The sequence below is a fragment of the Streptococcus sanguinis genome (assembly GCF_050222175.1).
GTDB lineage: Bacteria > Bacillota > Bacilli > Lactobacillales > Streptococcaceae > Streptococcus > Streptococcus sanguinis_M.
On the sequence record NZ_CP071420.1, the window covers coordinates 2,234,940 to 2,259,244 of the forward strand.

General features: G+C 44.6%; 24 protein-coding genes and 3 pseudogenes. 4 read left to right on the top strand and 23 right to left on the bottom strand.

The features are described from left to right. Position 1 precedes the first annotated feature (1 nt). From rpsC to tgt, 10 genes are all read right to left on the bottom strand, one after another. The gene (rpsC, locus tag J1C91_RS11090) at positions 2–655 is read right to left on the bottom strand and encodes a 30S ribosomal protein S3 (protein ID WP_002894486.1); all 654 of its coding nucleotides are present in this window, start codon (positions 653–655) and stop codon (positions 2–4) included. A gap of 12 nt (positions 656–667) precedes the next feature. Next, positions 668–1,012, bottom strand: coding sequence for a 50S ribosomal protein L22 (gene rplV, locus J1C91_RS11095; RefSeq protein ID WP_002894484.1), 345 nt, complete (start codon positions 1,010–1,012; stop codon positions 668–670). A gap of 11 nt (positions 1,013–1,023) precedes the next feature. Further along, positions 1,024–1,305 carry a 30S ribosomal protein S19 gene (gene rpsS / locus J1C91_RS11100; RefSeq protein WP_000533766.1) on the bottom strand — a complete coding sequence of 94 codons (282 nt, stop codon included), beginning with the start codon at positions 1,303–1,305 and terminating at the stop codon, positions 1,024–1,026. An 85-nt stretch (positions 1,306–1,390) separates the two neighbouring features. Then, positions 1,391–2,224 carry a 50S ribosomal protein L2 gene (gene rplB / locus J1C91_RS11105; protein ID WP_002894482.1) on the bottom strand — a complete coding sequence of 278 codons (834 nt, stop codon included), beginning with the start codon at positions 2,222–2,224 and terminating at the stop codon, positions 1,391–1,393. Positions 2,225–2,241: 17 nt separating this feature from the next. Continuing rightward, positions 2,242–2,538, bottom strand: coding sequence for a 50S ribosomal protein L23 (locus J1C91_RS11110; RefSeq protein ID WP_002894481.1), 297 nt, complete (start codon positions 2,536–2,538; stop codon positions 2,242–2,244). Beyond that, positions 2,538–3,161, bottom strand: a complete 624-nt coding sequence (rplD, locus tag J1C91_RS11115; RefSeq protein ID WP_002907496.1) for a 50S ribosomal protein L4 — start codon at positions 3,159–3,161, stop codon at positions 2,538–2,540. The genes J1C91_RS11110 and rplD overlap by 1 nt, the downstream gene beginning before the upstream one ends. A gap of 24 nt (positions 3,162–3,185) precedes the next feature. After that, positions 3,186–3,812 carry a 50S ribosomal protein L3 gene (gene rplC / locus J1C91_RS11120; protein ID WP_002907497.1) on the bottom strand — a complete coding sequence of 209 codons (627 nt, stop codon included), beginning with the start codon at positions 3,810–3,812 and terminating at the stop codon, positions 3,186–3,188. Positions 3,813–3,896: 84 nt separating this feature from the next. Continuing rightward, positions 3,897–4,205, bottom strand: a complete 309-nt coding sequence (gene rpsJ, locus J1C91_RS11125) for a 30S ribosomal protein S10 (RefSeq protein ID WP_002894478.1) — start codon at positions 4,203–4,205, stop codon at positions 3,897–3,899. A 374-nt stretch (positions 4,206–4,579) separates the two neighbouring features. Continuing rightward, the gene (locus tag J1C91_RS11130) at positions 4,580–5,218 is read right to left on the bottom strand and encodes a uridine kinase family protein (protein ID WP_002907498.1); all 639 of its coding nucleotides are present in this window, start codon (positions 5,216–5,218) and stop codon (positions 4,580–4,582) included. Positions 5,219–5,243: 25 nt separating this feature from the next. After that, complete coding sequence (tgt, locus tag J1C91_RS11135) at positions 5,244–6,386, bottom strand: tRNA guanosine(34) transglycosylase Tgt (protein WP_002907499.1); 1,143 nt, start codon at positions 6,384–6,386, stop codon at positions 5,244–5,246. Between the two features lie 152 nt (positions 6,387–6,538). On the opposite strand from tgt, the gene J1C91_RS11140 reads away from it, so the two are divergent. Beyond that, on the top strand, positions 6,539–7,414 hold the full coding sequence (locus J1C91_RS11140) for a DUF975 family protein (protein ID WP_002907501.1): 876 nt from the start codon (positions 6,539–6,541) through the stop codon (positions 7,412–7,414). Between the two features lie 17 nt (positions 7,415–7,431). On the opposite strand, the pseudogene J1C91_RS11145 reads toward J1C91_RS11140, so the two are convergent. From J1C91_RS11145 to polA, 3 genes and pseudogenes are all read right to left on the bottom strand, one after another. Further along, positions 7,432–7,743 (bottom strand): annotated as a pseudogene (locus J1C91_RS11145) (kinase); the annotation flags it as partial. Between the two features lie 26 nt (positions 7,744–7,769). Then, positions 7,770–8,207, bottom strand: a complete 438-nt coding sequence (locus J1C91_RS11150) for a CoA-binding protein (RefSeq protein ID WP_032916117.1) — start codon at positions 8,205–8,207, stop codon at positions 7,770–7,772. Between the two features lie 273 nt (positions 8,208–8,480). Continuing rightward, complete coding sequence (polA, locus tag J1C91_RS11155) at positions 8,481–11,123, bottom strand: DNA polymerase I (RefSeq protein WP_125439310.1); 2,643 nt, start codon at positions 11,121–11,123, stop codon at positions 8,481–8,483. Between the two features lie 98 nt (positions 11,124–11,221). On the opposite strand from polA, the gene J1C91_RS11160 reads away from it, so the two are divergent. Both J1C91_RS11160 and J1C91_RS11165 read left to right on the top strand, forming a co-directional pair. After that, positions 11,222–11,764, top strand: coding sequence for a histidine phosphatase family protein (locus J1C91_RS11160; RefSeq protein ID WP_032916118.1), 543 nt, complete (start codon positions 11,222–11,224; stop codon positions 11,762–11,764). Between the two features lie 77 nt (positions 11,765–11,841). Next, positions 11,842–12,318, top strand: coding sequence for a YcxB family protein (locus tag J1C91_RS11165; RefSeq protein WP_002905769.1), 477 nt, complete (start codon positions 11,842–11,844; stop codon positions 12,316–12,318). A 47-nt stretch (positions 12,319–12,365) separates the two neighbouring features. Here the strand turns inward: J1C91_RS11165 and J1C91_RS11170 are convergent, their stop codons facing one another. The 5 genes from J1C91_RS11170 to J1C91_RS11190 all read right to left on the bottom strand — a co-directional run bounded on the left by J1C91_RS11170 (position 12,366) and on the right by J1C91_RS11190 (position 17,492). Then, the gene (locus J1C91_RS11170; protein ID WP_002907506.1) at positions 12,366–12,980 is read right to left on the bottom strand and encodes an HAD-IA family hydrolase; all 615 of its coding nucleotides are present in this window, start codon (positions 12,978–12,980) and stop codon (positions 12,366–12,368) included. After that, entirely contained in the window at positions 12,977–14,254 is a 1,278-nt protein-coding gene (locus J1C91_RS11175) for an MATE family efflux transporter (RefSeq protein WP_032916120.1), read from the bottom strand. Before J1C91_RS11175 ends, J1C91_RS11170 begins: the two co-directional genes overlap by 4 nt. 179 nt (positions 14,255–14,433) lie before the next feature. Next, positions 14,434–15,369 (bottom strand): YitT family protein, encoded by a 936-nt coding sequence (locus tag J1C91_RS11180; RefSeq protein ID WP_002907508.1) that lies wholly within the window; start codon positions 15,367–15,369, stop codon positions 14,434–14,436. Further along, positions 15,356–17,110, bottom strand: coding sequence for an aspartate--tRNA ligase (gene aspS, locus J1C91_RS11185; RefSeq protein ID WP_125439312.1), 1,755 nt, complete (start codon positions 17,108–17,110; stop codon positions 15,356–15,358). Before aspS ends, J1C91_RS11180 begins: the two co-directional genes overlap by 14 nt. Before the next feature lie 169 nt (positions 17,111–17,279). After that, positions 17,280–17,492, bottom strand: coding sequence for a hypothetical protein (locus tag J1C91_RS11190; RefSeq protein ID WP_002907510.1), 213 nt, complete (start codon positions 17,490–17,492; stop codon positions 17,280–17,282). A gap of 107 nt (positions 17,493–17,599) precedes the next feature. Between J1C91_RS11190 and J1C91_RS11195 the strand changes: the two are divergent. Continuing rightward, a pseudogene (locus J1C91_RS11195) lies at positions 17,600–17,755 on the top strand (IS3 family transposase); the annotation flags it as partial. Between the two features lie 81 nt (positions 17,756–17,836). On the opposite strand, the gene J1C91_RS11200 reads toward J1C91_RS11195, so the two are convergent. From J1C91_RS11200 to essC, 5 genes and pseudogenes are all read right to left on the bottom strand, one after another. Beyond that, positions 17,837–18,148 (bottom strand): hypothetical protein, encoded by a 312-nt coding sequence (locus tag J1C91_RS11200; RefSeq protein ID WP_002907511.1) that lies wholly within the window; start codon positions 18,146–18,148, stop codon positions 17,837–17,839. Between the two features lie 11 nt (positions 18,149–18,159). Beyond that, on the bottom strand, positions 18,160–19,152 hold the full coding sequence (locus tag J1C91_RS11205; RefSeq protein ID WP_002907512.1) for a hypothetical protein: 993 nt from the start codon (positions 19,150–19,152) through the stop codon (positions 18,160–18,162). Positions 19,153–19,167: 15 nt separating this feature from the next. Then, positions 19,168–21,297, bottom strand: coding sequence for a hypothetical protein (locus J1C91_RS11210; protein ID WP_002907513.1), 2,130 nt, complete (start codon positions 21,295–21,297; stop codon positions 19,168–19,170). A gap of 33 nt (positions 21,298–21,330) precedes the next feature. After that, entirely contained in the window at positions 21,331–21,672 is a 342-nt protein-coding gene (locus tag J1C91_RS11215; RefSeq protein ID WP_002907515.1) for a hypothetical protein, read from the bottom strand. 9 nt (positions 21,673–21,681) lie between these two features. Next, a pseudogene (essC, locus tag J1C91_RS11220) lies at positions 21,682–24,174 on the bottom strand (type VII secretion protein EssC); the annotation flags it as partial. Positions 24,175–24,305: the final 131 nt, after the last annotated feature.

Below are 24,305 nucleotides of genomic sequence, written 5' to 3' on the forward strand. Positions count from 1 at the left end.
GTTATTTACCTCCTTTAGTGTTTTTACGAGCTGGAAGGACTTCTCCACGGTAGATCCAGACTTTAACACCCAGTTTACCGTAAGTAGTATCAGCTTCTTCCCAAGCGTAATCGATATCCGCACGAAGAGTGTGAAGCGGAACAGTTCCCTCAGAGTAACCTTCGCTGCGGGCAATATCTGCACCGTTCAAACGACCTGATACTTGAGTTTTGATTCCTTTAGCTCCTGCACGCATTGTACGTTGGATAGCTTGTTTTTGAGCACGACGGAAAGCAACACGCTGCTCAAGCTGGCGAGCAATTCCTTCACCAACCAGATGCGCATCCAAGTCAGGACGCTTGATTTCGATGATGTTGATGTGGACTTGTTTTCCAGTCAATTTGTTGAGTTTTGCACGGAGTGCATCAACGTTTGCTCCACCTTTACCGATAACCATACCTGGCTTAGCAGTGTGAAGAGAAACGTTTACTTTGTTTACTGCGCGTTCAATTTCAATAGTTGAAATCGCTGCGTCAGCCAATTCTTTTTGAACGAATTTACGGATTGCAAGATCTTCATGAAGGTAATCCGCGTATTCTTTTTCAGCATACCATTTGGCATCCCAATCACGGATGATGCCGACACGCATACCAATTGGATGTACTTTTTGACCCACGATGTTACCTCCTTATTTTTCTGCAACAACCACAGTGATGTGGCTTGTGCGTTTGTTGATTGGTGAAGCTGAACCTTTAGCGCGCGGACGGAAACGTTTCATAGTTGGTCCTTCGTTTGCGAAAGCTTCAGATACTACCAAGTTTGCTTTTTCCAAACCAAAGTTGTTTTCAGCATTAGCGATTGCAGAGTTCAAAACTTTTTCGATAATGCCAGCAGCTTTGTTTGGAGTGAATTTCAAGATTGCGATTGCGTCAGCGACGTTTTTACCACGAATATTGTCAAGAACCAGACGAGATTTACGAGGTGAAACACGCACTGTACGAGCCATTGCTTTAGCTGAAGTAATTTCTGCCATTTATGTTCTCCTTATTTTCTACGTGTTTTCTTGTCGTCTGCAGCGTGACCCTTGTAAGTACGAGTTGGCGCAAATTCACCAAGCTTGTGACCTACCATGTCTTCCTGGATGTAAACAGGTACGTGTTTACGTCCGTCATAAACTGCGATTGTGTAACCAATGAAACTTGGGAAGATCGTTGAACGACGTGACCAAGTTTTGATGACTTTTTTCTTTTCGTCGTTAGCTTGAGCTTCAACTTTCTTCATCAGATGCTCATCGACGAAAGGTCCTTTTTTAAGACTGCGTCCCATTTTATATTTTCTCCTTTAAATAAGTACCACAGCGGCCTGCGCTGACTAAGCAGCGCTACCGAGCTGGCGGATAGATTGTTTTAAATTATTTCTCGTTGCGACGACGAACGATAAGTTTGTCAGATTTCGCTTTTTTGTTACGAGTTTTAAGTCCAAGAGCAGGTTTGCCCCATGGAGTAGATGGCGCTTTACGACCAACTGGTGCTTTACCTTCACCACCACCGTGTGGGTGATCGTTAGGGTTCATTACAGAACCGCGAACTGTTGGGCGGATACCTTTCCAACGGCTACGTCCTGCTTTACCAAGGTTTACAAGTCCATGTTGTTCGTTTCCGACAACACCAACTGTAGCGCGGCAAGTACCAAGAATCATACGAACTTCGCCTGATTGAAGACGAACAAGAGTGTACTTACCTTCTTGACCCAATACTTGAGCAGAAGCTCCAGCAGCACGAACCAATTCTCCACCGCGGCCTGGCTTCAACTCAATGTTGTGAACCAAAGTACCAACTGGGATGTTAGCAAGCGGAAGAGCATTTCCGACTTTGATATCTGCTTCAGGACCTGAAACGATACGTTGACCAACTTCAAGACCTTTAGGAGCGATGATATAAGCCTTCACACCGTCAGTGTAGTGAACCAAAGCGATGTTTGCTGAACGATTTGGATCATACTCGATTGTTTTTACAACTGCCTCAACAGCGTCTTTGTTACGCTTGAAGTCAATCAAACGGTAGTGACGTTTGTGGCCGCCACCTTGGTGACGAACAGTGATGCGACCGTTGTTATTACGACCAGCCTTGCTCTTCAAAGAAACAAGCAAAGATTTTTCTGGAGTGCTGGTAGTGATTTCAGCGAAATCCAAAGAAGTCATATTACGGCGACCGTTTGTTGTTGGTTTATAAACACGAATTCCCACGATATTTCCTCCTTAGATTATTCTTCTTCTGCACCGAACAACTCGATTGCTTTAGAATCAGCTGTCAGTGTTACGATAGCTTTTTTAGTTTTGTTTGTAAAACCAGTGTAACGTCCAACGCGTTTTGCTTTTGGTTTTACATTGATAGTGTTAACGTTAGCAACCTTAACTCCCTCAAAAGCAGCTTCAACAGCTTGCTTGATTAAGAGCTTGTGAGCGCGAGTGTCCACTTCAAATACGTATTTGCCTGCTTCGTACTGAGCCATTGAACCTTCAGTGATAACAGGTTTTTTGATTACGTCGTACAAATTCATTATGCAAGAACCTCCTCAATTTTAGAGATAGCTGCCTGAGTAACCAGAAGTTTATCGCTGTTTACGATGTCCAGAACGCTTGCAGTTGTTGCAGTTGCAACTTTCACGTTTGGAAGGTTGCGAGCTGAAAGTGCAGCGAATTCATTTCCTTCTTCAAGGATAACAAGAACTTTCGTATCGATGCTCAGTGCAGCAAGCACTTTTGCAAACTCAGCAGTTTTTGGAGCTGTAAATGAAAGGCTGTCTACAGCTACGAATTTGTTTTCAGCAACTTTTTCAGAGTAAACTGATTTCAATGCTAATCTACGAACTTTACGTGGAAGTTTGTAAGCATATGAACGAGGAGTTGGACCGAATACGATACCACCACCACGCCATTGTGGAGAGCGGATAGAACCTTGACGAGCACGTCCAGTTCCTTTTTGACGCCATGGTTTGCGTCCGCCGCCTGATACTGCAGAACGGTTTTTAACAGCATGAGTTCCTTGACGAAGGCTAGCGCGTTGGCTGATGATAACATCAAAGACAACTGATTCATTTGGTTCAATACCAAAGATCGCATCGTTCAGAACTACTTCACCAGCTTCTTTACCAGTTTGGTCAAATAATTTTACGTTTGCCATTGTGACTGATTTCCCCTTTCTTTATTATTTACCAGCTTTAACTGCTGACTTGATAGTGATAAGAGATTTCTTAGCACCTGGTACGTTACCTTTAATCAGGATAACGTTCTTCTCTGGAACAACCTGTACGATTTCAAGGTTTTGAATCGTTACACGGTTGCCACCCATACGTCCAGCCAAGCGTTTGTTTTTGAACACGCGGTTTGGTGCAACTGGTCCCATTGAACCAGGACGACGGTGGTAACGTGAACCGTGAGCCATTGGACCACGAGATTGGCCGTGGCGTTTGATAACACCTTGGAAACCTTTACCTTTTGAAGTTCCTGTTACATCAACAACATCACCAGCTTCGAATGTATCGACAGTGATTTCTGCTCCTACTTCCAAGCCTTCAATGTTTTTGAATTCACGAATGAAGCGCTTAGGAGCTGTGTTAGCTTTCGCTACATGGCCTTTGGCAGGTTTGTTGCTCAATACGTCACGAAGATCATCAAAACCAACTTGAACTGCGTTGTAACCATCTGTTTCAACTGTTTTAACTTGAAGAACAACGTTTGGAGCTGCTTCAATAACAGTTACAGGGATTAATTCGCCAGCTTCAGTGAAGATTTGAGTCATTCCCACTTTTTTCCCTAAGATTCCTTTTGTCATGAGAAAATGTTTCCTTTTCTATAATTTTTTTCAAAAAGTTTTTAACGAGCGTTTTTCATGCTCTGGTTTAGATCAAACTTTAGATTAAAGTTTAATCTCTACGTTCACACCACTTGGAAGATCCAATTTCATCAAAGCGTCAACTGTTTTTTGAGTTGGGTTGATGATATCGATCAAGCGTTTGTGAGTACGCATTTCAAATTGTTCGCGAGAGTCTTTGTATTTGTGAGTCGCACGAATGATTGTGTAGAGGCTGCGCTCAGTTGGAAGTGGGATTGGACCCGCAACTTCAGCACCAGTACGAGTAGCAGTTTCTACGATTTTTGCAGCCGCTGTATCAAGTGTACGGTGTTCGTAAGCTTTCAAACGGATGCGGATTTTTTTGTTTGCCATCTTTTTCTCCTTTTCGTCTATTTAAGATAATAGGCTAGCTCCACAAGAAAACCGACAGACGATTGCGTGGCAATGCAACCGAGCGTGTCGCAACCTCTTGCATCAAAGCTACACACTGTATTTTTACAGCACCATAGTATCTTAACACAAAGAACCAGTCATTGCAAGGGATTTGAGTAATTTTTTAAAGATTTTTAGGATAATTTTTTATGAAAGTGTTTTCTAAACAATTTATAAGTCTTGTAAATCATTACAGAGAAGAAAATTTAGACTTTTAACCTATTTATTCGATTTTGTATTCAGAAAATACAAAATCTCACTGACGCACATCAGTGAGATAAAAAAATGAAAATTTACCCTTGGCTTCTTTGTCTTTATAGAAATGGGCTGTCCTTTTCGATACGAAAGCTATTGCCCGACTGGCAGATGACAAGGTCTGCAGCTGCTAGATAGGGTTGATAAAAGTGCCTATATTGCTCTCGTCGAGCCAGATGCGTCTGCTCTATCCACTCTGACCTGCGCTCTCGCACAGCCACATCTCTTGCCAAGCGGCGTTCTAACTCAGTCTGATCGTCCGTGTAAAAGCAAAGCGACAAATCAAACAAACTTTCAGGCAAAAAGGCAGCCGACATACCTTCTACTATCAGAATAGGCTTTCGGGCTGATAAACGCAAGCTAGGCGACCAAGCTGTGCAAATGGTCAGAATATCTAGACCAGACTGCAAGGCGCAAATATCTCGCTCCAGACTGCTTAGTTCATGAACCGCAGGGAGACAGGCTGTTACTTTTTGATGAGGAAAATCTTTGGAACTAAGCAAATCTCGATACTCCCCAGTAATTACATAAGGATCTGTTTCCAGCAGATTGACTCGTTCCTCACCCAAGGCTAGCTGGAGTTTTCGAGCAAAAGTTGACTTCCCCGAAGCACCGTGACCGTAAATACGCAGGGTATGGTTTTGGTCGCCTGACAGATACGCTGTCAATCTTTTCAGCAATTTCTCTTCATCAGACATGGCTTCTCCTTTCAAATGGAGGTTCTTAGAAATTTCGGCTGGATTTATTGTAGCCGTAGCGCTCAATAAAGTCTTCACGGAATTCCAGCAAGTTGTCATCCATGATGGCTTGGCGGACCTTCTTCATAAGGTTTACCAAGAAGTAGAGATTATGATAACTGGTCAGGCGGATGCCAAAGGTTTCATCCGCTTTAAGCAAGTGGCGGATATAGGCCCTCGTATAGTTGCTGCAAGTGTAGCAGTCACAGTCATGGTCCAGTGGCGTGAAATCTTCCTCAAACTGAGCGTTTTTAACAACCAGACGTCCTTCGCTGGTCATACAGGTACCGTTTCGGGCAATCCGAGTCGGCAGGACGCAGTCAAACATATCAACGCCACGGATAACCCCATCAATCAAGCTATCTGGCGCCCCAACTCCCATGAGATAGCGAGGCTTGTTTTCAGGCAGCATAGGCGTCGTGAAGTCTAGCACCGCATTCATCTCTTCGTGAGACTCTCCAACAGCCAGTCCTCCAATAGAGTAGCCTGGAAAATCCATGCTGACCAAGTCTTGAGCAGACTGACGACGCAAATCTTCAAACCCAGCACCCTGAACAATACCAAAGAGACTTTGGTCGTGTGGACGGCTGTGGGCCTTGAGGCCACGCTCTGCCCAACGACTAGTCCGCTCAATGGACTTCTTGACATAGTCATAGGGTTGGTAGAACTGCGGGCACTCATCAAAAGACATCATAATGTCACTGCCCAGATTGTTCTGGATGGAGATGGCCTTTTCTGGTGACAGGAACATTTTGGAACCATTGAGGTGGTTCTTGAAAGTTACTCCTTCTTCTGTGATATTGCGGCTGTCAGCTAGAGAATAGACCTGAAAACCACCGCTATCCGTCAGAATAGGCTGGTCCCAGTTCATGAACTTGTGCAAGCCACCTGCACGAGCAATCAGCTCATCGCCCGGCCGCAGCCAAAGGTGATAAGTATTGGACAAGATGATACCTGAACCCATTTGCTTGAGCTCTTCTGGTGACTGGGTCTTGACCGTTGCCTGGGTCCCAACCGGCATAAACATAGGTGTCGGAAAAGTCCCGTGAGGCGTGATAATCTCCCCCAAACGAGCACCTGTGTGCTTTTCTTTTTTGATCAAACGATACTGAATCGGTGATGTTGACATGTTTCCTCCTGCTGGGAAAAACAGTCCCAGCGATTTTTCTTCTATATAATGAGCAGCAAGGGCTCACAAGATACCGTATGATTTTACCAAAAAAACCTCTATCTGTCACGGGGTATGATATAATGTAACAGACAAATCCAAATGGAGGAATTATGAATCTAAGTAACATCAGAGCTCAGGCTCGTACCGTCCGCAGTCAAACGAGGGGGATTTTTCTTTTGTTTGCGGCCCCAACCCTTGTCAGCATCCTCAGCATCTTACTTTCCCTCAATGACAATCTAAGAGATTCCATTCCCAGCCTAACTTTTAGCCAGTTCATCTATCTCCTCATAAGTAAAAATCTTTTCCCGACGACCATCCAGTTTATCTTGACCTTGCTACTGCTTTCTGCCAGCTATACCATGATGAGGGTCCTTCGTAAGACAAAGGATGATGTTGGCTTTTCAGATATTGGCCAGCTTTTTACCAGCAAGACTTTCACACCTGTCTTTAAGACGGTTTTGCTCAAGCAGCTGCTGATTTTTCTTTGGAATATTCCTATGTTCTGCGGGAGTCTTCTAGCAATCTTTAATGCTTATAAAATCCTCTCTATTTCGGAAAAAATCCCAGCCCATACAGTAGTGACGGCTCAAAGTGCTGCAGGCCAGCAGATTCTTCAATACACCCCCGGTATGTTACTGGGAACCCTCTTGATATTCACTGGCTTAGGTATTGCCATCCCTCAGTACTATGCTTATGCTCAAGCAGAGTTCATCCTCTATGACCAGCTTGAGGCTGGGAGTTACCAGGGAGCTTTCTATGCTATCCGTCAAAGCCGGAAGCTAATGAAAGGCTATAAAGGAAAGCTTTTTATGCTTAATCTGAGCTTCATCGGCTGGAATTTATTGGCCAGATTAACTTACGGCTTGCTGAATTTTATAGTTCTCCCTTATACGGCGACAGCTTACATTCTCTTTTATGAAGAATTGAAAAAAGAAAACGCAATCTCACATGAAAACAACCCACAGGCACAGAACTCCTTGTCCTAAGCTTGTGAGTTGTTTTTTTATTTACTATTATATTCTGTCTTGTCCAGGGCAGAGCAGATTTTGTCAAAGGCTGCCTCTAGTGAATCCTCATCTGTGAAGAAGGATTCCTCTTCCCAGCCCAAGAAGTCTCGGTCTTTCCACCAGCACTTCATGTCGGCTGGGGTAAATTCTTCTTGCTTCGCTCTAGTCTGATGGCGGCGGACTGTTTCTTCAAAGGATAGGTCATAGTAGTAAGCCAAGACCTGCGGAGCGAAAAGTTTTTTCAACCGCTCTAGCATCTGTCCGTAAATGTCTGTCTCATAAAATCCTTCTACCAGAACCGGAATTTCCACGAATGATGACTAACTTGGCCATCTTATTCGCCCAGAATCAATCGTGTATGCTCGCGCTTAATGCAGCGATCCATGACAATATCATCCCGACCGGCTGTCCGCAAAATCTGCTCAGCCTCCTCGCTCTCCAAGCCCAACTGAGCCCAGAAAATCTTGGCATCCGACTGCAGAAAATCCAGTGCCACATCTGGCAAAAACTCACTGCGACGGTATACATCGACAATATCCACCGGGAAAGGAATGTCTTTAAGACTGGCATAAACAGTCTCACCAAAAATCTGACTGCCCGCTGCCCGCGGATTGACAGGGATAATGCGATAGCCTCGCTCCTGCATCTCCTTGGACACACGGTTGCTGGTCGTTTCTTCGCGGTCAGACAGTCCGACAACAGCAATCACCTTGCTGTTGTTCAAATAATGCTTGACGATTGCATCACTGGGATTTTGAAAATGATAAGTCATAGGCTTCCTCCTCATTCATAATAAAGTTGGATAGTTTTGTAGTATTCATGTTTTAACAGAATCTAGTCTAAGTACCGTGTGAAAAAGACAAGCTTCCTCGCAGTCATCGAACGCTGTGTCAGCTTTCTATTTTCACTTTGTGTTTTACGCCCTTGATATCTTAAACTGAACACGAGCTAAAACCTTGGAAAATAGATAATCCATTCTAGGAGCATCGCTCCGTCGTCCGGATTTCTAATTTTCAGTCAGTTTTGACGCTCTTTGTATCTTATCTTACTTCGCCTCGTACCAAGTTTGGCCGGCATTTTCATCAGCTACTAGTGGAACGGCTAGCTCAATCGCGGCTTCCATGGTTTCTTTGACTAGCTGGCGGACAGCTGTTAGTTCGTCATTTGGCACTTCTAGCACAATTTCATCGTGTACCTGCAAGAGCATGCGCGACTTGAAATTATTTTCTGTCAGAGCTCGGTCCAGATTAATCATAGCGACTTTGAGAATATCTGCAGCGGAGCCTTGGATGGGGCTGTTAATAGCTGTGCGCTCCGCAAAATTACGGATGTTAAAGTTGCGGGAATTGATGTCCGGCAAGGAGCGGCGGCGATGATAAATGGTCTCTACATAGCCTTTATCACGCGCTTCGCGAACGATGGTTTCCATATAATTCTTGATACCAGGGAAACGCTCAAAATAGGTCTCAATGTAGTCCTTGGCAGCCTTGCGGGAAATTCCCAAATTATTGGCCAGTCCGAAGTCGGAAATGCCATAGACTACTCCGAAGTTGACAGCCTTGGCATTGCGGCGGTCATTAGGCGTCACATCCTCTGCCTTTTCAATACCAAAGACCCGCATGGCGGTAGCCGTATGAATATCTTCTCCATGCTGAAAGGCAGCAATCAGATGCTCGTCCTGCGAAATATGAGCCAGCACCCGCAGCTCAATCTGGGAATAATCCGAGCTGAGAAGCACACTGTCTGCCCACTCCGGTACAAAGGCCTTGCGAATGAGGCGCCCCTGCTCCAAACGAACGGGGATATTCTGCAGGTTCGGGTCAACCGAGGACAGGCGGCCAGTCTGAGTCAAATCCTGAACATAGCGAGTGTGAATCTTGCCGTCAGCCGCAATCGCCTCCTGCAGTCCGATGATATAAGTGGACTGGAGCTTGCTGATTTGACGGTATTCCAGAATCTTAGACACAATCGGTGCAATGGGAGCTAGGCGCTCCAGCACACCAACCGCTGTCGAGTAACCTGTCTTGGTCTTTTTGGTGTACTCCAGTGGCAGTCCCATATCCTCAAAAAGAATGGTTCCCAGCTGTTTCGGTGAGTTGATATTAAACTCCTGACCAGCCAGATCATAAATCTCCTGCGTTAGACTTTCCAGCGTCTTTTCATTTTCTGCCTGCATGCCCTGCAGGGTTTCCCGCTCAACCTTGATCCCCGCAATCTCCATCTTGGCTAAGACAAAGGCCAGCGGCTGCTCCATTTCAAGCAACAAATCCAGCTGATTGTGGGCGCGGAGCTGCTCTTGCATCGGTTCTTCTGTTTCCAGCAACACTTGGATCTTACGAGCCAGATGCTCAAAGAGCTGCTCTTGCTCCGGCAGAGCGCGCTTGGCTCCCTTGCCGTAAACCTCATCATCTGTCGGCAGGATTGTTTGGCCGTAGAGGCGAGCAATAGTCGCCAGCTCATTATCCTCGACCGTCGAAAGCAAATACTTAGCTAGGCGCGCATCAAAGGATGCTGCTGGCAGTTCAATGCCGTAATGACTGAGCAGTACCTTGGTCCGCTTGAGGTCGTAGGTTTTCAGAGCTGTTTTTGTCAAAAACTCCTGAAAGAGAGGTTGCTGTAGTAAATCGCTGGAGCCGACATAAATCTGACGACTATCTCCCCAGGCAAGGCCGACAATCTCTTCCTTGTGGTAGTTGTCACCCAAGATTTCAAAATAGAAAAACTGCTCTGGTGCCAACATATCTGCTGTCACTTCAGTCACTTTGGTAAATTCAATTGGTTTGACTTCTACCGGCTCTTGACTAGTCCCTAGCTGAGCCTTTAGCTGCTTGAAGCCCATCTCGTCATAGAACTTGCTCAGGGTCTCTATCTGAGGACCCTTATAAACCAAATCATCCAGCCCGATTTCAATTGGAGCCTGAGTATTGATGGTGGCTAGGGTTTTAGATAAGAAAGCCTTGTCCTTGTCATTGATCAGATTTTCCTTCATCTTGGAAGCCTTGAGCTGGTCAATGTTTTCATAGAGATTTTCCAAAGAGCCGTACTCCAAGAGGAGCTTGAGACCAGTCTTCTCACCAATCTTGGTCACGCCGGGGATATTATCCGACTGATCGCCCATCAGCGCCTTGAGGTCAATAAACTGCTCTGGCGTGATGCCCATCTTTTCCATGAGGTAGGCTGGGGTAAATTCCTCAAACTCAGCCACGCCTTTCTTGGAAATCTCCACCACGGTATTATCATCCGTCAGCTGAATCAAGTCTTTATCGCCGCTGACAATGGTCACATCGTAAGGCACAGCTGTCTTTTCAGCCATCTTGTCCAAGGTCCCGATAATGTCATCCGCCTCATACTGAGCCAAGTCATAGAAGTGAATGCCTAGGTGCTTCAGCATTTCACGGATAAAAGGCAGCTGCTCACGAAATTCATCTGGTGTCTTGGCCCGACCAGCCTTATAGTCGGCGTACATCTCGGTCCGGAAGGTCGTCTTGCCAGCATCAAAAGCTACTAGGACATGGGTCGGCTGCACGCGCTCCAAGAGATGATTGAGCATGAGGTGGAAGCCATAAATGGCATTGGTATGCAGGCCCGATGGACTCTTGAAACGGTCAATTTGATTATAAAGCGCAAAAAAAGCGCGAAAAGCAACGGACGAACCGTCAATTAATAATAACTTATTCTTTTTTTCCATAGGTTTATTATAACACGAAAGGCGGACAAAGACAGGAACAGCGGTGTAGAAAATAGGTAGAAAATGAATTGAGATTTAAATTTTGCTATAATCATTTTATGAACAACACCTACTATTTTATCCGTCATGCGCATTCTAACTATACACCTGATGAAATCAACCGACCATTATCAGACAAAGGGCGAGAATCCTTGGCACAGCTTGAATTTTTAGCAGACAAACCCATTACCGCTATTTATTCTAGCCCCTATCGAAGGGCTATCCAAACAGTTGATCCTTTGGCTCAGAGTCTGAAACTCGCTATTCAAACCGACAAACGGCTAATAGAGCGAAAGCTAAGTAGTCAAGCGATTGCCGACCAAGACTTTGAAGAAGCCCTCATGCAACTTTGGTCACAGCCGACTTTTTCATTTGTTGGTGGCGAGTCTAATCAACAAGCTCAACAGCGAACCTTAGCCTTTCTTCATGAACTGGAAAGTAAGCATCAAAACGAAAAGATTATCATTAGCTCTCATGGTAACCTTATCTGCATTTTACTAAGCGCATTCGACTCCAGCATTGATTATAACTTCTGGCATAATCTTCCCATGCCAGATGTGCTAGTTTTAGATAAAAACGAAAAAATCACTCGGCTCCTATAAAAGATGGTATCGCCTAGCAAGATTCGACTAAATCTTATCGCTCTTATATGTTATAATATAAAAACTGGAGGTAAAAGATGTTTCCAATCCGTATTACAACTCTTATGACTGAAGAAGTTTATAAAAGATTTTCATGGGCTATTCTCGTGCGACGAAAAGGATTTGTATTATACATAATCATACTGATAATCGGGCTGTTCACCTACGTAATGCTCGGCCCATTAGAGGAAAAGATAATATCTATCATATTGGCTCCCCCTATTTGCGCCTCTATGTACTATTTTGGCATGAATTATCAGATAAAGAGAGCCTATCAAAAAAATCCTTTATTTCAGAACATGGAGGTCACTCTGATATTTGACAGAGAGTCTTTTGTAGCTCAGAATAAACGTGGAGAATTTCACTATACCTATGATGATATTGTCAAAGTCATTATGACAAAGCAAGATTTTTATATCTTGATAGGAGAGAACACTGGTTTCGCAATTGAAAAAGAAAACTGTTCTCCCGAGGCTCTTGAGTTCTTGCTGGAACTTCACATTGAGCATATGTAAAAGAAAAAGCAGGCTAGACTGACAGTAGATCAGTTCTGGTCTGCTTTTTATCTTGTAAATAATTGCTTGATATCCATCAACTTCTCTATCTTCTGATTAATTTCTGGCCGGTAGTTACAGAAGTTAATGCTCTGGATGCCACTGTTGACAGCAACATCCACATCCAGCGTCCGGTCGCCGATATAGTAGGTTTCCTGCTTGTCCAGGCCATATTTCTCGAGCAGATAGTCGACACCTTCTGGGTGGGGCTTGCGCTCAAAGTCGTTGGCTGTTGTGATGATTTCTGTAAAATAGTCATGAATGCCCAAGTCTTGCAAGATTTGATGGGCATTGAGTCCTTTGTGGGTATAGACGAACTGGGCAATGCCCTGCTCCTCAGCCCAGGACAGAATCTCCGCCGCTCCTTCCATCAGATGGACCTGAGCATTTTTCTCCTTTAGGCTTGCTCCACGGAAGGTATTCATCTCGGCAGCATCCAGACCTTTCTCAGACGCTACTTTTTCCAAGAGCTTCTGCACAGAGTGCTTTAGGATGTAGCTGTGAATACTAGCCCTGTCAAAGTCCAGACCATAGTGAGCATAGGTTTCCTCAATCCCCGCCAAAATAGCATCGTAGGAGTCCAGCAAGGTACCGTCCAAATCCCAAATAAACGCTTTTGTCATGTGATTTTCCTCATTTTTCTGTCAAATAAAACCTTTAAAAATAGCCAGCGGAAGCCATTGTCCAAGAGCATCCCAGTCCAGACTCCTGGCAGACCCAAGCCAAAGGTCACACCCAGCAAGTAACCGGCAACGATGCGAATCAGCCACATGCCAACAGTCGTGGCATAAAAGGGCAGTCTGGCATTCCCCAGCCCCTGCCAGATAGCTGTGTAAATCACGGTTCCCACTGCCATGGGAGTTCCCAGCAGAGAGAAAAGCATGACCGAAAGACTGGCTGTGATAGCTCCGCTATTGTCCGTATAGAGCAAGGTCAGTGGCCGACCAAAAGCAAAAATTCCTAGAGCCACGGGCAGCATGCAAGCAAAAGACAGCCAGAAGGTTCGCTGACGAATCAGACCGACCTCTTGCATATCTCCCTCACCTACCGCATGGCCTACCAGCATGACTGTTGCTGTCGCAACCCCGAAGATTGGCATATAATTAAACTGAGTCAGGACTTCACCGATGGCATTCCCCGCTACTACGTCCGTCCCAAAGGCGACCACAATGGCGATAATCACTACATCACCTGCCCGCATCATGAGCCGCTCTCCAGCAGCCGGCAGAGACAGGCGCAAGAGCTCTCCGTCTAAGCCCCAGCGCCAGCGGATTGTGGACAAATCCAGCTCCCGCCAGAGAATCAGCACACCCACCAAACGAGCCAGCACCGTTCCCAGCGCTACACCGACAATACCAAGCCGAAAGACGTAAATCCCCAGACCGGAAAAGAGGGCATTGAGGACGTTAGTCAGAATACTGACATACATGGGGAATCTAGGGTTGCGTGTGACCCGCACTAAAGCTCCAAAAGAAGTCATCAAGCCTAGCAGAACGATAGTCCCACCAACCAGAGCCAGATAAAGACCGCCTGCTTCAGACACCGCCTTTTCTGTCCCCAGAAGATCCAGCATCTGCCTGCCAAAGAGCAGGGAAACGAGGCCCAACAGAAGACTCAGAAGCAAGGTCAGCTTGATAGCCTCGGCTGTATGATAGGCCAAACGCTCCTTGTCTCCTTGAGCTAGAGTCTTGGAGATGAGACTGGAAATAGCAGCCCCCAGCGCGATAAAAATTGCCTGATAAATCGTAATGATGTTGCCGGCCACCGAGACACCAGAAATCGCAATCAGCCCAAGACTGGCCACCAGATAGCTATCGACCATTCCCATGAGCATCTGCAAAAAATTCTCCGCCATAGCCGGCAAGGCGATATTCATGATTTTTTTATAAGTCGTCATTGTCTGAAGATCTCCTGCATTTGTATATCCTTTCTTACTTGAGATTTCCACCCCCCACCATAGAGAATAGAAAGCGGTGGGACTATTGTCCTACCGCATATTAATCTCCTATCTCAAAACTTTTGTAAGCACAAACTCCCAACTATACCGCTTCGCATTCCCAAACACAATGAATCTCTTCACTCCTCTACAAAGAGTCCTAAGATATGGACATTGTCTGCAACGGAAACGAAGGCAGCTGGATCTGTATGCTTCATGATTTGCTTAAATTCATTAAACTCAGCTCGGGTGATAACCGTCACCAGAACAGCTTTTTTCTCATGATTGTAGGTTCCCTCGGCTCCATGAATCACTGTCGCCCCGCGATGCAGCTTGTTGTGAATCTTATCAATCACTCTGTCTGGATGACTGGTGATAATCATGGCTTGCATACGCTTCTGCTTGGTAAAGACAGCATCCGTCACCCGGCTTGATACAAAAATAGTAATCATGGAGTAAAGCGCATACTCCCAGCCAAAGGTCAAACCCGCAATCAGCATGATAATCCCATTGACAATCAAGGAAATATTCCCGACATTCCGACCTGTTTTTTTCCGAATGGTCAGGCTGACAATGTCTGTCCCGCCACTGGAAATACTGGACTTAAGGGCAAAGCCAATCCCCGCTCCCATGACCACACCGCCGAAAAGGGCGTTGATAATAGGATTATCAGTCAAGGTTACTTCCGGCACAAACTGGATAAAGAGCGAGCTCATCGTAACCGTGATAAAGGTGAAAATGGTAAACTTATGCCCAATCTGGTACCAGGCCAGGATCATCAGCGGAATATTGATGGCGTAAAAGGTCACAGAAACCGGAATGGTAAAACCTAAGAAACGAGTACTGAGGGCAGTAATGACCTGCGCCAGACCAGTCGCCCCGCTGGAATAAACATGCCCCGGCTGAAAGAAGAAATTGACTGCGACAGCTGATAAAAAGCCATAGACAAGCGAGGCAGAAATCTTCTCATCGTACTTCTCACGCGAGATACTCTTTAAAGACCGCAAAATCTTAAAATTATAAGCAAACCTACGGACATAATAGCGAAAGAGTTTATAAAAATTAGTCTTCTTCATGTGCTTCCACTTGTAAACTTAATTCCTCTAGTTGAGCGACCGACACTGGACTTGGTGCCTGTGTCATTGGATCAGAAGCTTTGTTGTTTTTTGGAAAGGCGATGACTTCGCGGATATTTTCTTCACCAGCCAGCAGCATCACAAAGCGGTCCAAGCCTAGAGCTAGGCCGCCATGCGGTGGAAAACCATAGTCCATAGCCTCAAGAAGGAAGCCAAACTGCTCGGCAGCTTCTTGAGCTGAGAAACCAAGCGCCTTGAACATCCGCTCCTGCAAGTCTTTCTGGTTAATCCGAAGACTGCCACCACCCAGCTCGTAACCATTAAGGACGATATCATAAGCCACAGCCCGTACCTTGCTCAGGTCGCCTTCCAGCTCTTGCTCGGAATCTTTCTGAGGCAGGGTGAAAGGATGGTGGGCACTCATGTAGCGGCCCTCTTCTTCTGACCATTCAAACATGGGCCAATCCACCACCCAAAGGTAGTTAAATGTATCAGGATCAATCAAGTCCAGCTCTTTGGCCAAACGCACCCGAAGAGCTCCCAAAGCTGCATTTGCCACTTCCAAAGTATCAGCCACAAAGAGCACCAGGTCATTATTTTCAAGCTGTAAAGCTTCTGTCAACGGATTTGTCAAGTCTGTTAAGAACTTAGCAACTGGACCAGCCAGCTCACCATCAGCCACTTTCACCCAAGCAAGCCCCTTAGCACCATGCTGTTTTGCTTGCTCTGTCAGTTTGTCAATATCCTTGCGAGAGTATTTATCTGCAGCATTTTTTACCACAATTGCCTTGACAGCTGGAGCCTCTGAAAAGACTTTGAAGTCAACTCCCTTGACAAGCTCTGTCAAGTCCTGCAACAACATCTCAAATCGAGTATCAGGCTTATCAACACCATAAAGAGCCATAGCATCATCATACTTCATGCGGGGGAAAGGCAGCTCAACGTCAATGCCCTTAGTTTCCTTCATAACACGAGCAATCAAGCCTTCTGTAATATCCTGAATCTCCTGTTCAGACAAGAAAGAAGTTTCCAAGTCTACCTGAGTAAACTCTGGCTGACGATCACCACGCAAGTCCTCATCACGGAAGCATTTAACAATCTGATAATAACGGTCGAAACCAGCGTTCATCAAGAGCTGCTTGGTAATCTGTGGACTCTGGGGCAGAGCGTAAAAATGCCCCTGATGAACCCGACTAGGCACCAAGTAATCACGCGCTCCTTCTGGCGTTGATTTAGATAGGAAAGGTGTTTCCACATCAAGGAACTCCAGCTCATCTAGATAGTTGCGGATAGAGTGAGTCACCTTGGCGCGGAGCTTGAAGTTTTCCAGCATCTCTGGTCGGCGCAAGTCCAGATAACGGTAGCGCAAGCGCGTATCGTCATTCACCTCGATGCCGTCTTTGATTTCAAAAGGAGTCGTCTTGGCTGTATTTAAAACCGTCAGACTCTCCACATGCAGCTCCACGCTTCCTGTTGTCAGCTTGTCATTGGCCTGCTCCCGCGCAGCCACCTTGCCTGTCACCTCCAGCACAAACTCACTGCGCAGGCTTTCTGCGGTTGCCATGACCTCTGCAGCCACAGTCTCAGGATTGATGACCAGCTGCATAATGCCTTCGCGGTCGCGCAAATCAATGAAAATCAGACCACCCAAATCCCGACGGCGGGCTACCCAGCCCTTCAAAGTGACTTCCTGACCAACATGCTCCTTGCGAACACGCCCAGCATACATAGAACGTTTCATCTTTACTCTCCAAATTTTTAATTCTGTTACTATTTTACCACAAAGAGCCTAAGAAAGCCCTTCTGTCCGTTCTTTTTCTGAAAAATATTAAAGCTCTGCATGACTAATGCTGACAGTTGTGACAGTAGGCCTGAGGCGAAGACCTCAGACCTACTGTCTACTCTATAGATTATTCCTTTTTCTTGCTATCTTCATAGAGACTAGGCGCAAACGCTTTTGTTACCATGGCTGTCAAGAAGCGAAACCCTCCCGCTGCCAGACCAAAAATCGGCGCCAAAGCACGGAAGAAAAAATCTCCCCGCATAAAATAACAAAGCAGACCAGTAATCACAAAGATAGCAAACCCCTGCACCACAACCACCAATAATATTTTCTTCATCATTCCCTCGACTTTCTATAGACTATTATAGCATAAGAAAGGAGGAATGGAGAATGAACCGCACCCCAAAAGTTAGACACAAAGAATTTAACTTTTTGGTGTGTTTATAAATGAAATTAACTTATGAGTACAACGTTCAGATCTATGAACTTAGAAAATAAGGACAAAACTTCAAACAGCTTTCAAATAGATTTGGAGTAGCTATTTCTAATCTTCAATACATGATTAGATTGATTAATCGTTATGGATTAGTGATTGTTAAAAAAGAGAGAACCAATTTAGTCCTCTCCAGAGTATGACTTTTTCGTTAACCCACTACAGTTGACAAAGAGTCAGAAATCATAAAACTATTTAACTGCAAAGTAGTCATCGCTTGGATTAACTTTCCCATCATTAATACGAGATGAATTATCTCTTATCTCTATACTGATATTATAATCTGTATTTTTAAACTTTTCTGCCAAACCATTCAAAAGAGTATTATATTTGCTGACTGTTTCACCTAAAATGGTACCTGTATAACGAATAAGAGCCGTACAATCATTTAATTTTGTACCAGTATCATCAATAATAGCTTCATTCGCATGAATATCACTAACTTCATTTGATATACTTGTTACAGTTCCATTCAGCTGATCCGGTTTTATATTAATTGTCATTTTTCCCTCCTTTATTCATCTGGATGCGCTTGCTTCCAAGTCTGATATTCTGCATAGTTGTGAATGGCATAATCTGTCCTATGCCCCTTCTCACTTGCATAAACTGTTAAATCTTCTCCGCCGGCAGGTGCAAACCAGTGAAGAGAGGTGTTAAACCACTCTTCCACGCTGACCGAATCTGGCCGAGGATAAATAGCATAGTCATCTATATAAATTTTATTCCATAAAGTTGGCTTTTCCACAAAAAGATTCAAATTCCTAGCTGCATTACTATCTCCACCGTCATCACCGCTAAATACGATATCCGAACTACCATATAAATTATAACTTTGTAGTATGTGAAATAAGCTAGTATTCGTCATGGGGGCTTTGTAATAATAATGATAATATTCCCATCCTGAAGCTTCAGGTCTAGAATCTGATGTTTCATAAAAGTTTTTCAAAGGAAGAGGGAGGTCTTCTATACGCCCTGTAGCCAAGTTCAAACCTACATACTCATCCACTTCCTTCTTTTCATCATCAGAGGTCAAAATCAGAACAGCCCAATCCCTTCCCTCATAAGTTACAGCATCAATTAGCATCCTTCCTAATTTTGAACCTTTTTTATACTTATCTATCGCCTCGTAAAGATCATATTCTCGGCGTTTAAAGTTTTGATTAAGGTCCAAAGATACTAACTTTGCTTCATATCCTCGTTTTTTTCTTGGCGGAATATCCTCTCTTTTATATGTGGTGATTTTTGTATCCACCATATAATTCTGATTTACTTTAACTCCTATAGGCGCAACTACAAATTGCCCTTTATCACCAATCAAAATCGGAGAACTATCTTTCAGTCGATCCCAACGTGTTGAGAACTGCCTGTAGTATGCCTCTTCTTTAGCTTTAGCTTCCTTTTTCTGATGGTTCTGATAAGCCTGATAGCCCCAAAAAGAGAGTAGAACACTAATCGATAGGATTAAAATCCAGATGTATCTTTTGACAAACCTATTCTTGTTGTTCATCTGTTTACCTCCTTATTAGCTACCCTCAAACGGTTCAAACTGATTAATAGCTTTTTCATGGTAATCTTCATACTTGTATTTACCAAAATTAGTGCCTTGATTATCCATTCTTTGGAAAATATCATATACTTTCTCAATCCCTCTGTCAGCAAGACTCTGACGGCTAGTCCCCCTAAGGAAGGATTTTTCACTGCTGGAATAAGTAGAACCATCTACATTTCGGTTAAATTCCTCAACTGCAGCTGCCAATCCATCGTTACACTGCCCCTGTGCTGCGGCTTCCCGAATCGCATATCCCTTCATCCCATTCTTTTCGATATCATCCGCATAGAGGATAGACTGGAGGTCATAATTCGGTTGATAGAGTCCGTTAGTCTCCGAATTGGTACGGTAAGTAACTCCTCCCACACCAAACAAATTGGCATACAGTTTCGCTTTATTTTCTTCGATATCACCATCAATTCTCCCCAACTCAGAATTTAAATCAAGGATGTGCCCCAAAACATCCTTAGTAATACCGACTGACTCTGAGTATTTCCCATTGTACAGACCCGTTCCGTCTGCCAGAATTCCCCCATAATCCTCTGTCTTTTTAATCGTAGAAGCATCAATTGCCATGTTCGCAACGGTGTCAAATCCAGGTGGTAAAACATAACCAGTCGCTGTTTTGGCCATCCCTTTCCAAAAATCTTTAACGGCCTGCTCTCTCTCTTCTTTTAAGTCCTTGATTTCTTTCAACATCTGTGCATTCTGAATAGATTCCGGATTATTGTAAATATTGGTATTCACTTTCTCATCCTTCAAATTCTTTGTCTCATATTGAATAAAGCCATTACGTGGTTTGGCCCAAGTCTCACTTCTCTTTGTAGTAAAGACAAAGTTATCTCCATCCAATGCTAATGAACCTGTTTTAATGGTCTGTGTGCTTCCTGATTTGTAATTACCAAAATGGATTCCAGGTGGTTCTGTTTTCTTCCCTAAGCCCATCAAACGAATCGTATCAAAAAGCCCGCTTAGAGACTGAGCCGTAGCCATCTTAGGAGATAGCTCATTTGCAATGTAAGCTTTAGCATTATTAAAGTCAACCATATAACGTGCATAGTCGTTTTTATAGTTATCTACATCTGGCATCACGCTAGTTGCTTGCCCACTAATAGCAGTCGAAAAAATGACTCCTCCGGCCGACAATTTAGTCATATAGGTATCCACATAAGTATCACTATGATCATTTCCAGTAATCGTTACTAAAAAGGTTTCTAAAGCCTTTAAACTATCCTTATTCCCTGTCTTTTTGTAGTCATCCAGCAACTCATAAGATTTAACATAAACATGGTTCATCATTGCTTGGCTAATATTTTTTGGATCTACATTACCAATTTGTTCCATTTTCGTATTATCATCATCCTTTGATATCAATGACTCTAACACTTTAGCATCATTACTTTCTTGAACAGAATCGAGGTAACCCATATTATCGACGTTCAGAAAACCATCTTTGACCCAGTCCACTAATTTCTGTGTATCAATCTGAGAGAGTTGCAAAGCATTGTTTAGGTAGATTTTAACTCGTTCTAAACCAGTCTGAACTGTGCCTAAATCAGCTGAAAAAGTCTGCTTTCCTTGCATTAAGTTTGTGTGCTTTTCATGATAGACTCGCCTCCTAGTCGCAAAACTCTCCTCAGCCGATTGTCTTATAAGGCTGGTATTAACATTTATATCTACTGGGCTTGGACTTAAAGCTAGTGCTTCAGAAGCTGTTTTAAAGGCTTCATCTAATGCTTCACCTTTTTCAACAACACTATGTTTTCTTTGAACATATAACCAGTTCTTAATTGCCTCGATATCACTGGTATCTGAATATACTTTATTAGAAAAACCCTCACCAGTCAGCACAGTATTATAGTTTGAGATAGCTGTTGAAAAATCACTCAATAGACCCGGGTAAACCGCAAATACCTGACTGGAAAGATTATTAATCTTATTCACAAATGCCTCTATAGCTGTTCCCTCATTTGCGTTAGTTCTAAACTGAAACGACTGGTGGGCTTGCTGAGTCTCTTCTATATATTTTTCAGAGGCTTTTTTACTCCCCGTCGCCAGTGTTTGTAGAGAATGAATTTGTTTTACGGATATTTGATCTGACATAGGTTTTTCCTTTCTTTTTACAAAGTCAATTTATCACGACTTAATCGCATCCATGATTACAGAATAAGCTAATGCGGTTTTCTTGCTTGCAAGCAAGTTAGATAATATAGAAAGATTACTATCTAATTCTGCCTTCACTTCATCCTTCTTACTTTTTAAGGATTTACTAAAGCCCTCAATCAAATCCTGATCCTCGGTATACATAGTTTGATATTTATCACCATCTACATGATCAGAATCTGCGTTATTATAGGTTGACTTGACCTTTGTCTTACAGGCCTCAACAGCTTTCTTTGCAGAATTTAACTTAGTAATTTTTGTATTAATCTCTTGAATTTCTTGCTCAAGTTGTATAGTTTTACTTGATTTTCCCATTTTTTCTCCTTATTTTATAATAACTTGGATTTTAGACGCCTGTCCGTGGATAACCAGATAGTGCTCCTGCTGTTTCAAAGCAGCTTCCTTAGAAGGACGATTGATTGGACTAATTACCATTTGGTCTTGAATTCGCATACCAAGGAGTACCTGTTTAAAAGCCTTAGCACTACGCGATGGCATATCCTGTTGGCGCATCATGGCAGCTGGACTAGCAAGAACAATATTTGCCAAGCCAACTTGATACCCTTTATCAAAGAGTTTGGTGACCTGTTCGTGTTGAAGTATATTAATTTGTGAAATTACTTCTTCGTAACGATACCAGATAATGATATGTGTTGTTTCACGATGTTTCTCCTTCTGTCGACTGTCAATTTGACGATCCAGAGCAGCTAACATTTCTTTATAGGCCTCTTCATGGTCATAAATCTGTATATCTTCAAGATCTAAGCCAATCATACCATTCTCAGGCATTACCAGTGTCACTTTAATCCCAAGCATATCAGCTTCACGCTTGATAAAATTAATGAATTGCTCACTATCACCATCTTTATCATATAGATAAAGGAGTGAGCTAAGCTCCGGATTCCATTGTCGACTCATTACAGTCTCTATATCCAACCCAACTGGAATTTTGCCAGCTTCCAAAGCAGCTTGAACACTATCTCGGCTATAGAAGTCTGACTCCGTCAATTCCTCTGGTACCATTGGAATGGCACTTGGTCGTTGTCCAGTCCAAGCTTCTTGGAGAGAAGCGACTTCCTGACGCAGGTTGTTAAGGATTTGAGCATCATTAGCACCCGCTACCGGCAAAGCCAGCTGGATGACATCAACTTCGTCACGCTTCATAAGCGCCCGGCCCTTGATATCTTCCATCGTTTTCGCAAGAGGGGTAGAGCCTACAATCGAGCGGACTTCTCCGAAATCATTCTGTGGCAGACTCAGCTGATGCTTGAAGTTGGCATAGAACTGCGCTCGAAGGTTGGACTGACGGCCCGCTGTCACCAAGAGATGAACACCGATGCTGAGACCTTCACGGGAGATCCGCACCAAGAGCTTGAAGAGCTCCGCTTCATAGGCCTCTTCCTTCATGGACTCATAGCTGTCCAGCAGGATGACAATTGCCGGCTCTTGCTGACCGCTAGCCTGACGGTAGAGCTCCAATGTCCCAACACCGTAGTCCGACAAGAGCTTCTTACGCCGGTTGAGCTCCCGCTCCATGATGCGTACAAACTTGGCAATCTTCTCCGTCTGATCCAAAAGCAGGGTATCGGCCACCTGCGGTAATTGCCCCAGTGGTGCCAGACCATTGGTACCGAAGTCCATCAGGTAGAGCGTGACATCTTTGGGACTGAACTTGCGAGCCAAGTCCATGGCCGCACTTTGCAGGAAGGTTGTCTTCCCTGTACCAGGACTTCCGTAGAGCAGGATATGCCCATCCTTGGACAGGTTGACAGAGACAGGCTCTTGCTTCTGTGCCTGCGGGATATCCGCCATTCCCAGAAGGACAGAGACAGGCTTCTTCTGCTCCCAGGCTTCCTGCGGCTGGATAGGTTCCAGCTCCTGCAGAGTCATCCGCTCTTTAAGCGGCGGCAGCCACGGCTGTGGTACCGGCGGGATTTGCTGGCTCTCTGTCAACAGTTGGATCTGGCTGACAATAGCCTCCAGCTCTGTCGGTACTTCCTTGATATCTTCTGCTAGGTCAAGACCTGACAGATCTTGATTGAGCACTTCGTATTGGCCTAGGTCATTGATCAGGTAGATGGTATGATCTTCAATTCCCAGCTCATCCTTATCCGGCTGGTAGTCTGCCCCTGACCAGGCTGACTGGAAGAGTTCATAGACTTCATTATTCCCGACCTGCAGATAGGCCCGGCCAGTCTGGGTGATCTCCGCCGCATCTGGCGTCTTAAGCATTTCCATCGAGTCCGTCCGGTCTGCCACCTTGAGCGCTAGCTTAAAGCGGGAGTTGGACCAGATCTGGTCATCCACCACCCCAGAGGGCTTCTGAGTAGCCAGGATCAAGTGGACCCCAAGGGAACGTCCGACCCGAGCGATGGATACCAGCTCCTTGATGAAGTCAGGCTGGTTGACCTTCAGCTCTGCGAACTCATCCGAGATGAGGAAGAGATGGGGCAGGGGTTCAGTTGCTTCCCCGTTTTTAAATTTCTTTTGATATTGGTTGATATGATTGACTTCAAACTCTCTGAAGAGCCGCTCACGGCGGTGAATCTCCGCATTGATGGAAGCCAGCGCCCGCATGGATTGGGCCCCGTCCAAGTTAGTAATGGTGCCCAAAAGATGAGGCAGGTTCTTGAAGAGGTTGGCCATTCCCCCACCCTTGTAGTCGATGAGGAGAAAAGCCACATCGTGCGGGTGGAAGTTGACGGCCAAACTCAGGATATAGGATTGGATAGTCTCCGACTTCCCGGATCCCGTTGTCCCGGCAATCAGCCCGTGCGGTCCGTGAGCCTTTTCATGCAGGTTGAGGTAGACCAGGTCAGTCATTTTATTTTTGGAAGGAATAGCAGAGCAGGGAAACGAGCCTCAAAAATATAGAGTTTTCAAAGTACTAAAAGGAAAATGTCCTTGTTCCATTATACCATACGAGAGATCGGACGGGGAAGGGAAGG